Genomic DNA, 12,302 nt, shown 5'->3' with positions numbered 1-12,302 from the left:
GCTGGTCCATCTTGAAGTCGCCCGTGTGCACGACCATGCCCGCGGGGGTGCGGATCGCGACCGCGAGGGCGTCCGGGATGGAGTGGTTGACCGCGACGAACTCGCAGTCGAAGGGGCCGAGGCGCTCCCGGTCGCCCTCGGCGACCTCGAGCGTGTACGGACGGATGCGGTGCTCCTGGAGCTTCGCCTCGATCAGGGCGAGGGTCAGCTTGGAGCCGATCAGCGGGATGTCCGGCTTCTCGCGCAGGAGGAAGGGGACACCGCCGATGTGGTCCTCGTGGCCATGCGTGAGGACGATGCCCTCGATGTCGTCGAGGCGGTCACGGATGGACGTGAAGTCCGGCAGGATCAGGTCGATTCCGGGCTGCTCCTCCTCGGGGAAGAGCACTCCGCAGTCGACGATCAGCAGACGCCCGTCGTACTCGAAGACCGTCATGTTCCGGCCGATCTCGCCGAGGCCGCCGAGCGGGGTGACCCGCAGACCGCCCTTCGGGAGCTTCGGCGGAGCGCCGAGTTCAGGATGCGGATGACTCAAAAGACTCTCCTCACCACGCGCGCCACGTACCTCCGGGGCACGTGGCGCGCGTGACGTTCGTGCAGTAGCAGTTGTGGGTGCAGGCACCTGGCCTGCGGATGTGTTGCGTATTGAGTTGTGAAGTCTGTGTTTAGAGCTGTACCCCGCCGGCCGCAAGATCGATCTTGAGCTGGGCCGTCTCCTCCGGCGAGAGCTCCACGAGCGGCAGCCGCAGCGGTCCCGCGGGGCGTCCCTGCAGGGCGAGCGCCGCCTTGCTGGTGATCACTCCCTGCGTACGGAACATGCCCGTGAAGACCGGAAGCAGCTTCTGGTGGATCTCCGTGGCCTTCTGCACGTCGCCGTTGAGGTACGCCTCCAGCAAAGCACGCAGCTCGGGCGTGACCACGTGACCGACCACGGAGACGAAGCCGCACGCGCCGACCGAGAGGAGCGGCAGGTTGAGCATGTCGTCACCGGAGTACCAGGCGAGACCGGAGCGGGCGATCGCCCAGCTGGCTCGGCCGAGGTCGCCCTTGGCGTCCTTGTTGGCGACGATACGCGGGTGCTCGGCGAGACGCACGATCGTCTCGGTGTTGATCGGTACGCCGCTGCGTCCCGGGATGTCGTACAGCATCACCGGCAGGTCGGTGGCGTCGGCGATCGCGGTGAAGTGCCGGTAGAGGCCTTCCTGCGGGGGCTTGTTGTAGTACGGGGTGACCGTGAGGAGGCCGTGGGCGCCGGCGGCCCGGGCGGCGCGGGCCAGCTCGATGCTGTGGCGGGTGTCGTTGGTGCCGACGCCCGCGACGACGTGGGCGCGGTCGCCGACCGCTTCGAGGACGGCCCGTACGAGCTCGTTTTTCTCCGCGTCGCTGGTGGTCGGGGACTCGCCGGTGGTGCCGTTGACGATCAGGCCGTCGTTGCCTGCGTCCACCAGGTGGGCGGCGAGCTGCTGCGCGCCGTCGAGGTCGAGTGCGCCGTCCGCCCTGAAGGGCGTGACCATGGCGGTGAGGACCCGCCCGAAGGGGGTCTGCGGAGTCGAGGTCGGAGCCATGGGTAACACGCTACTCGCTGCTCAGCGCGGGGTCGCCCCTCGGGGGATGTGCTGGGTCTGACACTCAGGGAGCCCGGCACTGCCTGCTCGGGGGTTCAAGCAGTGCCGGGTCCGTTTGATCAGGCTAGATGAACTTCTAGAAATGCCGCAATACGGACACTTCTATCGGCCCGTCCGTACATCTGTGCCGTGCCGGGCCGGATGTGCCCCGGCCCGGCGGTCGGGACGGCCGCGGCCGCGGCCGTCGAACTCGGCGTGCGTCACGGGACGGTGACCCCTCCGGGGTGCAGTTCGGGCAATCGGCCGTGCGGTGACCCCTCATGACAATCTTCGGCGAATTTGCCGAAACTGGGCACCTTTTGGTCGATTCGAGCGTCTGTGTAGGTGACAGAGTTCCGTTCGAGACTCGTGAGGAGAAGCGCGCCCCATGTTCCGTCGGCGAGAGCCCGTCCCGTTCGCCTTCATCGCCGAAGCCGACAAGTTCCGCAGCAATGTCACTCCCCCACCCCGTCAGCGCGCCACGGCCGGTCAGCTCGTGGGCCGTACGCTCATCGGGCTCACCGTGGTCGCCGGTCTCGTGGGCTCCGTGCTCTTCGGCATGCCCGCGATGTCCGCCGACCAGTCGCCCGCCAAGACCCAGCAGTCCGAGGCCTCCGACGGCCGCTGACGGCCGCGTACGACACGGACGGGCGCCGAGGCACCCCCTTGGCCCCGTCGGGTACCCCCTTGGGCCCCCAACGCTGGTAGCAGGGGACACGGCTCGATAGCCTCACCGGGCACAACCCGTGCGTGGAGTGAGTGAGGACCAGCCGTGCCCCTGCCTTTCCTGACCGCGGACCGCGCTTTCGACGACGCGGGCAAGGACGTCGCGCTCCCGTTCGACGACCGCGACCACTGGCGGCGGCCCTACCGCCCGGGTCCCTGGCGCGTGGCCGCCGCGGCCGTACTGCTGCTCCTCGCCTCGTTCGTCCTCGTGGCCGCCGTGATCATCGCCTTCGCGGGCGCCCTGCCGGGCGCGGGCGTCTGCGTGGGCGTGGCCGCACTCGTCATCTGCGCCGCCGTCCGGCTGCTGCGCGTGGGCACCTGGGTCAGCGCGCACGGCCTGCGCCACGTGACCTTCTTCCGCACCCGGACCGTGCCGTGGGCGCGGATCGCCGCCGTGCGCACCGTTCAGCAGCCCGTGCGGTGGCTCGGGCTGCCCCGCACGGTGCAGGGGCAGGCCCTGACGCTCGTCCGCCTCGACCGGCCCGCGGGCGAGCGGGCGACGCTGCTCACCGACCGCGGGGCGGACTTCCTCGCGCGCCGCACCGCCTTCGACCGCGCCGCCGACACCATCGAGGTGTGGGCGGACGAATACGGCCGTACGGCCTAGCCCCCGCTCGTACGGCACCCGGGGCGTCCGTCCGTACGGCACCGGGCGCGGGCCCTCAGACGCTCAGCGGCCTGCCCTCGTGCAGGGCGATGGCCCGCTGCATGGCCTTGCGCGCGCGGGGGGTGTCCCGGGCGTCGTGGTAGGCGATGGCGAGGCGGAACCAGCAGCGCCAGTCGTCCGGGGTGTCCTCCGTCTCGGCCTTGCGCCGGGCGAAGACCTCGTCGGCCGAGTCGCGGTCGATGCGCCCGCTGGGCGTGCGCCTCAACTCGTCGACGGGCAGGCCGCCTTCGGCCTCCAGCTCGGCCGCGAGCCGGTTGGCACGCTGGACGAAGCGCGTGTTCTGCCACAGGAACCACACGCCGATGACCGGCAGGACGAGCACCGCGACCCCGAAGGTCACGGTGAGCACGGTGCCGTGCTGTATGAGCAGCACGCCACGGCTGCCGACCAGGACGAAGTAGACGACCAGGACGGCGGCCGTGACGGCGTAGGTGATCTTTGCGCGCATGGCTTCGGCTCGGCTCAGTCCAGGTCCAGGAAGTGTTCCAGGCCGAAGGTGAGGCCCGGGGTCTCCACCACCCTGCGGGCACCCAGGAGGATGCCCGGCATGAAGCTGCTGTGGTGCAGCGAGTCGTGGCGGATCGTGAGGGTCTCGCCCTCGCCGCCGAGGAGGACCTCCTGGTGGGCGAGGAGGCCGTTCAGCCGCACCGCGTGCACGCGGACGCCGTCGACGTCCGCGCCGCGGGCGCCCTCGAGGGCGGTCTCCGTGGCGTCCGGCTGCGGGGCGCTGCCCGCCGCCCGGCGGGCCTCGGCGATGAGCTGGGCGGTGCGCGTGGCGGTCCCGCTGGGGGCGTCGGCCTTGTGCGGGTGGTGCAGCTCGACGACCTCGACGGAGTCGAAGTACGGTGCCGCGAGCTGCGCGAACCTCATGGTGAGGACCGCGCCGATGGAGAAGTTCGGCGCGATCAGGACGCCGGTGCCCGGGGCGGCGTCCAGCCAGCCGCGCAGCCGCGCGAGGCGCTCGTCGGTCCAGCCCGTCGTACCGACGACGGCGTGGATGCCGTGCCGGACGCAGAAGTCGAGGTTGCCCATCACGGAACCGGGTGTGGTCAGCTCGACCGCGACCTGGGCGCCGGCCTCGACCAGCGCCTCCAGCTTGTCGCCGCGGCCGAGGGCCGCCACCAGTTCCATGTCGTCGGCCGCCTCGACGGCTCGTACGGCCTCGGAGCCGATCCGGCCCTTGGCGCCGATGACCGCCACGCGCACCTTGCTCATCTGCCTGTTTCCTTAACCGAGTTATGGGTCGGACGGGGCCTGGGTCCGGGAGTCCCGGGCCTAGGCCACCGCTTCGTGCAGGCGGGCGGCCTGCTTGTCCTTCAGCGGGCCTATCGCGGAGAGCGAAGGCCGCTGCCCCAGGATGTCCCGGGCCACTTCGCGCACCTCGTCCGGGGTGACCTCCGCGATCCTGGCCAGCATGTCGTCGACCGACATCTGCTCGCCCCAGCACAGCTCGCTCTTGCCGATGCGGTTCATGATCGCGCCGGTGTCCTCGAGGCCGAGGACCGTGGAGCCCGCCAGCTGGCCTATCGCGCGCCTGATCTCGTCGTCCGTCAGACCGTGCTCGGCGACGTGGTCGAGCTCGTCCCGGCAGATCTTGAGGACGTCGTGGACCTGGCTGGGGCGGCAGCCCGCGTACACGCCGAACAGTCCGGCGTCGGCGAACGCCGAGGTGTACGAGTACACGCTGTAGGCCAGGCCCCGCTTCTCGCGGACCTCCTGGAACAGGCGCGAGGACATGCCGCCGCCGAGCGCGGTGTTCAGCACGCCCATGGCCCAGCGGCGCTCGTCGGTGCGGGCCAGGCCCGGCATGCCGAGGATGACGTGGGCCTGCTCGGTCTTGCGGTCGACGACCTCGACCTGGCCCGAGGTGCGGACGCGGCGCACGCCCGCGCGCGGGGCGATGGGCGTGGCGTCGGTGCGCGTGAGGGCGCCCGCCTTGTCGAACGCGGCGCGGACCTGGCGGACGACCTTCTGGTGGTCCACGTTGCCCGCGGCGGCGACGACCAGGTGGGTGGGGTCGTAGTGCCGCTTGTAGAAGCGGCGGATGCGGTCCGCGGTGAGGGCGTTGATCGTGTCGACCGTGCCGAGGACCGGACGGCCGAGGGGCGTGTCGCCGAGCATCGTGTGCGCGAACAGGTCGTGCACGCAGTCGCCCGGGTCGTCCTCCGTCATCGCGATCTCTTCGAGGATGACGCCGCGCTCGGCGTCGACGTCCTCCTGGCGGATCTGCGAGCCGGTGAGCATGTCGCAGACCACGTCGATGGCCAGCGGCAGGTCGGTGTCGAGCACGCGCGCGTAGTAGCACGTGTACTCCTTGGCCGTGAAGGCGTTCATCTCGCCGCCGACGGCGTCGATCGCGGAGGAGATGTCCAGGGCGCTGCGCTTCCTGGTGCCCTTGAAGAGGAGGTGCTCCAGGTAGTGCGTCGCACCGTTCAGGGACGGGGTCTCGTCGCGGGAGCCCACGTGGGCCCAGATGCCGAAGGTGGCCGAACGGACCGACGGGAGGGTCTCGGTGACGACGCGCAGCCCACCGGGGAGGGTGGTCTTACGGACCGTGCCGATGCCGTTGCTGCCCTTGATCAGGGTTTGGGTACGGGCGACGGCCCGCGCCTCCGAAGAGGTGCGGGCCGTCGCCTTGGAGCTACGGGACGTCACTTGGCGGCGTCGTCCTTCGCGTCCTCGGCCTTGTCGGCGTCGTCCTCGCCCTCGATCACGGGGATCAGGGAGAGCTTGCCGCGGGAGTCGATCTCGGCGATCTCGACCTGGACCTTCTGGCCCACGCCGAGGACGTCCTCGACGTTCTCCACGCGCTTGCCGCCGGCGAGCTTGCGGATCTGCGAGATGTGCAGCAGACCGTCCTTGCCCGGGAGCAGCGACACGAACGCGCCGAAGGTCGTCGTCTTCACGACGGTGCCCAGGTAGCGCTCGCCGACCTCCGGCATGGTCGGGTTGGCGATGCCGTTGATCGTGGCGCGGGCGGCCTCGGCGGCCGGGCCGTCGGCGGCACCGATGTAGATGGTGCCGTCGTCCTCGATCGTGATGTCGGCGCCGGTGTCCTCCTGGATCTGGTTGATCATCTTGCCCTTCGGGCCGATGACCTCACCGATCTTGTCCACCGGGATCTTGACGGTGATGATCCGCGGCGCGTTCGGGGACATCTCGTCCGGAACGTCGATCGCTTCCATCATCACGTCGAGGATGTGCAGGCGGGCGTCGCGGGCCTGCTTCAGGGCGGCGGCCAGGACGGAGGCCGGGATGCCGTCCAGCTTGGTGTCGAGCTGGAGGGCGGTCACGAACTCCTTGGTGCCGGCGACCTTGAAGTCCATGTCGCCGAAGGCGTCCTCCGCACCGAGGATGTCGGTGAGGGTGACGTAGTGCGTCTCGCCGTCGATCTCCTGGGAGATCAGACCCATGGCGATGCCGGCGACGGGGGCCTTCAGGGGCACACCGGCGTTCAGCAGCGACATGGTGGAGGCGCAGACGGAGCCCATGGACGTCGAGCCGTTGGACCCGAGGGCCTCGGAGACCTGACGGATCGCGTAGGGGAACTCCTCGCGCGTCGGGAGCACCGGGGTGAGGGCGCGCTCGGCGAGGGCGCCGTGGCCGATCTCGCGGCGCTTGGGGGAGCCGACGCGGCCGGTCTCGCCGGTGGAGTACGGCGGGAAGTTGTAGTTGTGCATGTAGCGCTTGCGCGTCACCGGGGAAAGGGTGTCGAGCTGCTGCTCCATCCGGAGCATGTTCAGCGTCGTCACGCCCAGGATCTGGGTCTCGCCGCGCTCGAACAGGGCGGAGCCGTGCACGCGCGGGATGGCCTCGACCTCGGCGGCCAGGGTGCGGATGTCGGTGACACCGCGGCCGTCGATGCGCTTCTTCTCCTTGATGACGCGCTCACGGACCAGGGCCTTGGTCAGCGAGCGGTACGCGGCGGAGATCTCCTTCTCGCGGCCCTCGAACTCCGGGAGCAGCTTCTCGCCGGCCAGCGCCTTGACGCGGTCCAGCTCGGTCTCGCGCTCCTGCTTGCCCGCGATGGTCAGCGCCTGGGCCAGCTCCGGCTTGACGGCGGCGGTGAGGGCCTCGAACACGTCGTCCTCGTAGTCGAGGAAGATCGGGAACTCGCCGGTGGGCTTGGCGGCCTTGGCGGCGAGGTCCGACTGGGCCTTGCACAGGACCTTGATGAAGGGCTTCGCGGCCTCCAGGCCGGCGGCCACGATCTCCTCGGTCGGCGCCTCGGCGCCGCCCTTGACGAGCTCGATGGTCTTCTCGGTGGCCTCGGCCTCGACCATCATGATCGCGACGTCGCCGTCCTCGAGGACGCGACCGGCGACGACCATGTCGAAGACGGCGTCCTCGAGCTCGGTGTGCGTCGGGAAGGCGACCCACTGGCCCTTGATGAGCGCCACGCGCGTGCCGCCGATCGGGCCCGAGAAGGGCAGGCCGGCCAGCTGCGTGGAGCAGGAGGCGGCGTTGATCGCGACCACGTCGTACAGGTGGTCGGGGTTGAGCGCCATGATCGTCTCGACGACCTGGATCTCGTTGCGCAGGCCCTTCTTGAAGGACGGGCGCAGCGGGCGGTCGATGAGGCGGCAGGTGAGGATGGCGTCCTCGGAGGGGCGGCCCTCACGGCGGAAGAAGGAACCGGGGATCTTCCCGGCCGCGTACATCCGCTCCTCGACGTCCACCGTCAGGGGGAAGAAGTCGAGCTGGTCCTTGGGCTTCTTGGACGCGGTGGTGGCCGAGAGGACCATCGTGTCGTCGTCCAGGTAGGCGACGGCGGAGCCGGCGGCCTGACGGGCCAGGCGGCCCGTCTCGAAGCGGATGGTGCGGGTGCCGAAGGTGCCGTTGTCGATGACGGCTTCGGCGTAGTGGGTCTCGTTCTCCACTAGCGGTTTCTCCGTTACGTATCGTCTTTTCACCCCTGGGCCCGTGTGGCCCGGGGTCCGCCCCTGCCCGTGTGGCGTGGGAGCGGTGCGGAGAAGCGCGCCGTGGGTGCGGGCCGGTCTTCGATCGAAGCCCCCGGGGACTCGTACTCGCGTATCCCGGAGACCACTACCGAGGACCGGCGGCGGCTGGGTGCGCCTCTCCTTATGTGGTTGTGCCCGTGGTCGTGCGGTGAGGCCCGCGCGGGCGCGCCGGGCCCCGCTTGCACGTCCGGGGCTGTGTCGGACGTCACCAGACTACAAAGCGTCGGTGACACCGCGCACGTACAGCAAAGGGAGCGGCCCCCTTCGAGTGCTTCGAGTGGGAACCGCTCCCTTCACGGCGTCTTACTTGGCGCCCGCCGCACCGCGGCGGATGCCCAGGCGGTCAACCAGGGCACGGAAGCGCTGGATGTCCTTCTTGGCCAGGTACTGAAGCAGGCGGCGACGCTGGCCGACCAGGATCAGCAGACCACGACGGGAGTGGTGGTCGTGCTTGTGCGTCTTCAGGTGCTCGGTCAGGTCCGAGATGCGGCGCGAGAGCAGCGCGACCTGGACCTCGGGGGAGCCGGTGTCGCCCTCCTTCTGGCCGAACTCGGTCATGATCTGCTTCTTCGTGGCGGCGTCGAGCGACACGCGAACTCCTTGTGATGTCCTTGTTCGCCTCCGAGCGCCCCTGGTCTTCTTCTCAGGGGTGCTTCCGGTACTCGGGAGGCAGGGGGTCCACCCGGGAGAGGTGGGGTCCGCCTTGCGGCGGGATGCCGCGTCGCGCGGTCCACCGGCCGGGGGCCTGGGGATGTGCGCAGACAAGCGAGCGTTACACAGCGTACCAGCCTGGGCGTGTCGGCTCTCCGTCACCGCCGTGGGGGCGGTCCGGGGCGGGTCCCATGACGCGTTGCCGGGGGTCGCGCGCCGGGTGTCCGCCGGTCACGCCCCCTCGACGCCCAGGGCGCCGTAGGCCGCGCCCTCCCCGTCCTCGCCCCGCTCGGCGCGCAGCTCCTTGGGGGCGATGAAGACCCGGCCCCCCTCGACGAGCACGTCGGTCTCCCCCGGCTTCACGGGTCCGGCGGCGTCCGGGACGCTGAACAGCAGGAACGGGGTCTCCCTGCCCGATTCCGGGTCCAGGCTCACGACGGCGTCCGGGGCGACTCCGTCGGCGCTCCCCCGGAAGGCGAGCAGCTTGCCGCCGCTGAGCTCCAGCGGGTACATCGCACCGCGGCCCCGCGAGTCGAACCTGCGGACGACCTTGCCCGTCGCCAAGTCGAACGAGACGATCCGGTTCACCTCGGGGTCCTTGGGCTTGGTCGCGAGGAACAGCCGGTCGCGCTCCGCCACGATGGCGTCGCAGGTCTCCACGGTCCCGAAGCGGGCCGTGAAGCAGTCGTCGATGTAGCGGCCCTCCGGCATGTCGACCGTGGACCGGTAGGCGCCCAGGTCGTCGAGGGCGAGCAGCTTGTCCACGCCGGGGCCCCTGACCGCGACGGCCACCACGGCGGGCTCGGACGACACGAGGTGCACGCGCTGCACGCCGCTGGCGACGTTGTACGTCCACTGCGGCTTGCCCGTCCGCGGGTCGAGGCGCTGGACGCGGTACGTACGGTCGGCGTCGGCGCCGCACCGGCGCAGGGCGAGCAGGACGTTCCCGCCGGCCAGGCCCGCGTTCTCGCACGCCGAGGGGCGCGTGTCCCGCCAGAGCGGCTTCCCGGCCTTCATGTCGTACGCGACGGAGCCCCGGCCCCAGGCGACGGTGACCGTCCCGCGGGTCAGGGTCACGTTCGTGCTCGTCGGGGAGGCGTCCTCGGCGTCGGGGAGCGCGACCTGCCAGAGCTTCTTGCCGGTGTCGAGGTCGACGAGGGCGAGCTGGGTGCAGGGTGCCGGGGCGGGGGTGTCGGCGCGGCCCTTCTTGCCCTTGCCCTTCTTCTTGTCGTCGCCCTTCTTCTTGTCGTCCTTCTTGCTCCCCTTCTTCTTGTTCTTGCTCCCCTTCTTGTCGTCCTTCTTGTCGCTCTTCTTGTCGCTCTTCTTGTCGGCCTTCTTCTTGTTCTTGCCGTCGCTCTTCTTGTCGTCGTCCTCGGCGGGCTTCGTGGGCTCCTGGAAGAGGACGGCCGTGCGGCCGTCCGCGGTGACGTGCCGGGTGGTACCGCAGACCGGTCCGCCCAGGTCGGTCGACCACACCTCCTTGGACGTCCCGACCTCGAAGCCCTTGAGGGTGCCGCCCACACCGCGTACGAGGGTCTCGTCCGTGGCCCAGGTGCCGGGGGCGCGCACGGAGGCGTCCCGGCCGAACCGCTTCGCGAACCCCTTCTCCCGGTAGTCGACGGCCAGGTGGCCCACGGGGGAGCTCGGGGCCGTCTCGACGGTGTCCCTGATGGCGTCCGGCGCCTGCTGGACGGCCTTCGCGCCCTGGTTCCCCGCCTCGCCGTCGTCGGCCGCGGCCCAGACCATCCAGCCGCCCGCGCACAGCACGAGGGCCAGGAGCCCGGCCAGGCCCGCGAGCAGGCGCGTGCGGCGCTGTTTGCGCGCGTTGTCCACGGCCAGGACGGACTGGGTGAACTGGGAACGGGGTGGGCCTTGGCTCACGCTGGGGCGCCTTTCTCCGGGTCGACCAAGAGGCGGGATGACACTGGGGCGCCGCACGTCAACGGGTCAGCGCCGAAGGCAGAGTACGGAAGGGCCGCGCGGCTCCGTACGCCGGTGTCCTCCTGCCGACCGCCCGCACGTGGGGCGACGGCCGCGGATACCGCCGGACTGGCGGGTTCCAGCACGGGCGTTGGGTACGTTGCCCACCATGTCCATACCGCCGCAGCAGCCCGGCCCGCAGCAGCCGAATCCGTACCAGCAGAACCCCTACCTCCAGCAGCCGCCGGGCCCGGTGCCCCCGAGCCCCTACGCGCAGCCCCCGGCCCCGGCCGGGCAGCCGCCCGCCTTCCCGCCCCAGGGGCCGCCGCCCGCGGCGAAGAGACCCGTGCCGCCTTGGGTGTGGGGCCTCGGCGGCGCGGTGGTCGCGTCGGCGGTCTGGGCGGGGGTGCTGTTCGCGGGCGGCACGCTCGGGGGCGGTGACGGCGAGGCCGACCTCGCCGGGTACCGCGTCCAGAAGAACCTCTGCGACGCCGTCACCATCGACGCCTTCAAGGAGCGCTACGAGACGCGGCTCGGCAGCGATCCGAACAGCCACTACGCGTCCCGGCAGCAGGGCCTCGACGTCAACAACTGCAACTGGAGCCTCAAGGACAAGGACGCGAGCGCGAGCGACTACAGCAGCGTCTTCGTGAACAGCACCGCGCAGTGGCACAAGAAGAGCGAGCCCAAGGGCGAGTTCGCCTCCCTCTACAAGGGGTTCGAGGACCGTTCGCAGGGCGCGTACGCGTACGAGACGAAGCCCGTCGACGGCTTCGGCGACGAGGCCTTCCTCGTCGTGGAGAAGCGGTCGTCGACGGGCAGCAAGACGGGGCCCAAGGAGTTCGGCGGCATGACGCTGGGCGTGCGGGACGGCTGGTTCACCTTCGAGCTCCAGTGGAGTTGGTACGGGAGCAGTACGAGCGGCAGCTCCAAGGCGCCCTCCGAGCAGGAGGTCGAGAAGATGATCAAGTCCGACGCCCGGGACGCCCTGGCCGCGCTCAAGAAGTCGTGACCCCGCGGGCGGCCGCGCGGCCGTGACCGGTCGTATGCGCTCCGCGGGCGTCGGCCGCCAAGTAGGGTGTGCGCACAGCGCGTTCGTACGTCGGGAAGGGGCCGTTCCGCCATGGCCGAAGCACAGGACGAGGAAGTCAGGGCGCGCAAGGAGCGCGAGAAGAACGAGCTCTACGCTCTCGACATCTCCGGGGTGGAATGGCAGAGCGCCCCCGGCACCGAGGCGCACGAGGAGCGGGTGGAGATCGCCCATCTGCCGGACGGCGCGGTGGCGATGCGGTCGTCCCTCGCACCCGAGACCGTGCTGCGGTACACCAAGGCCGAGTGGAACGCCTTCGTACTGGGCGCGCGGGACGGGGAGTTCGACCTGGAGCCCGCCCCGCACAACGGTGGCATGCCCGCGGCCGAGCCGTCGGAGTGAGACGCACCCGGCCGAGCGGCCGGGTGCGCGGTGAGCCCGGAGAGGGCGGAAGCGGTGAGTGCCGCTTCCGCCCTCTCTTTCCTTTTCCGCAGGGGCTTTTCATGACGTTTGGCGGTGTGCGACCGGTTTGCTCGTGATGGTGGGGAGTCGTTGACCGTCCTTGAGTGAGACGTGGCGTGAAGGACGTCGTTCCGGGGGCGGACTGGCCTGCCGTGCTCGTGCTGTTGGTGATTAGGCTGGGACGGGACACGACGTCAGAACCCGCGAGCGGGGCACACGCGTCCGTCCCACGGGGAGAGCCAGGCGGATCGGACGACAGGAACGGTCGCCCCCCACCACGG

At 70.6% G+C, this 12,302-nt stretch carries 12 protein-coding genes (1 of these 12 running past the window's edge); 4 read left to right on the top strand and 8 right to left on the bottom strand.

Going from position 1 to position 12,302, the window contains the following annotated elements:
* Both C9F11_RS29715 and dapA read right to left on the bottom strand, forming a co-directional pair.
* On the bottom strand, positions 1-535 hold the 5' portion of the coding sequence (locus C9F11_RS29715; protein WP_138962147.1) for a ribonuclease J. 1,151 nt of this gene lie to the left of the window's left edge; the window shows 535 of its 1,686 coding nt (coding positions 1-535); its start codon is at positions 533-535; its stop codon lies off the left edge, out of view.
* Between the two features lie 130 nt (positions 536-665).
* Positions 666-1,565, bottom strand: a complete 900-nt coding sequence (dapA, locus tag C9F11_RS29710) for a 4-hydroxy-tetrahydrodipicolinate synthase (RefSeq protein WP_138962146.1) — start codon at positions 1,563-1,565, stop codon at positions 666-668.
* 427 nt (positions 1,566-1,992) lie between these two features.
* On the opposite strand from dapA, the gene C9F11_RS29705 reads away from it, so the two are divergent.
* Both C9F11_RS29705 and C9F11_RS29700 read left to right on the top strand, forming a co-directional pair.
* Positions 1,993-2,232 (top strand): hypothetical protein, encoded by a 240-nt coding sequence (locus tag C9F11_RS29705; RefSeq protein ID WP_138962145.1) that lies wholly within the window; start codon positions 1,993-1,995, stop codon positions 2,230-2,232.
* 144 nt (positions 2,233-2,376) lie between these two features.
* Positions 2,377-2,937 carry a PH domain-containing protein gene (locus C9F11_RS29700; protein ID WP_138962144.1) on the top strand — a complete coding sequence of 187 codons (561 nt, stop codon included), beginning with the start codon at positions 2,377-2,379 and terminating at the stop codon, positions 2,935-2,937.
* Positions 2,938-2,992: 55 nt separating this feature from the next.
* Here C9F11_RS29700 and C9F11_RS29695 read toward each other — a convergent pair whose 3' ends face one another.
* From C9F11_RS29695 to C9F11_RS29670, 6 genes are all read right to left on the bottom strand, one after another.
* On the bottom strand, positions 2,993-3,445 hold the full coding sequence (locus C9F11_RS29695) for a tetratricopeptide repeat protein (protein ID WP_138962143.1): 453 nt from the start codon (positions 3,443-3,445) through the stop codon (positions 2,993-2,995).
* A 14-nt stretch (positions 3,446-3,459) separates the two neighbouring features.
* A complete protein-coding gene (gene dapB / locus C9F11_RS29690) occupies positions 3,460-4,212 on the bottom strand; it encodes a 4-hydroxy-tetrahydrodipicolinate reductase (RefSeq protein ID WP_138962142.1) in 753 nt (250 codons plus the stop codon).
* A 60-nt stretch (positions 4,213-4,272) separates the two neighbouring features.
* Positions 4,273-5,652 (bottom strand): pitrilysin family protein, encoded by a 1,380-nt coding sequence (locus tag C9F11_RS29685; protein ID WP_138962141.1) that lies wholly within the window; start codon positions 5,650-5,652, stop codon positions 4,273-4,275.
* Positions 5,649-7,877, bottom strand: a complete 2,229-nt coding sequence (locus C9F11_RS29680) for a polyribonucleotide nucleotidyltransferase (protein ID WP_138962140.1) — start codon at positions 7,875-7,877, stop codon at positions 5,649-5,651. The genes C9F11_RS29685 and C9F11_RS29680 overlap by 4 nt, the downstream gene beginning before the upstream one ends.
* A 384-nt stretch (positions 7,878-8,261) precedes the next feature.
* A complete protein-coding gene (gene rpsO, locus C9F11_RS29675; RefSeq protein WP_030363216.1) occupies positions 8,262-8,549 on the bottom strand; it encodes a 30S ribosomal protein S15 in 288 nt (95 codons plus the stop codon).
* 291 nt (positions 8,550-8,840) lie between these two features.
* Positions 8,841-10,490, bottom strand: coding sequence for a PQQ-binding-like beta-propeller repeat protein (locus C9F11_RS29670; RefSeq protein WP_138962139.1), 1,650 nt, complete (start codon positions 10,488-10,490; stop codon positions 8,841-8,843).
* A 208-nt stretch (positions 10,491-10,698) separates the two neighbouring features.
* Here C9F11_RS29670 and C9F11_RS29665 point away from each other — a divergent pair, with 208 nt between their 5' ends.
* A complete protein-coding gene (locus C9F11_RS29665; protein ID WP_138962138.1) occupies positions 10,699-11,541 on the top strand; it encodes a hypothetical protein in 843 nt (280 codons plus the stop codon).
* A 111-nt stretch (positions 11,542-11,652) separates the two neighbouring features.
* Positions 11,653-11,961, top strand: coding sequence for a DUF397 domain-containing protein (locus C9F11_RS29660; RefSeq protein ID WP_138962137.1), 309 nt, complete (start codon positions 11,653-11,655; stop codon positions 11,959-11,961).
* Positions 11,962-12,302: the final 341 nt, after the last annotated feature.

The sequence above is a fragment of the Streptomyces sp. YIM 121038 genome (assembly GCF_006088715.1).
GTDB lineage: Bacteria > Actinomycetota > Actinomycetes > Streptomycetales > Streptomycetaceae > Streptomyces.
The sequence above is the reverse complement of the archived record's forward strand: the minus strand, read 5'-3'. Positions and strand labels throughout refer to the sequence as shown.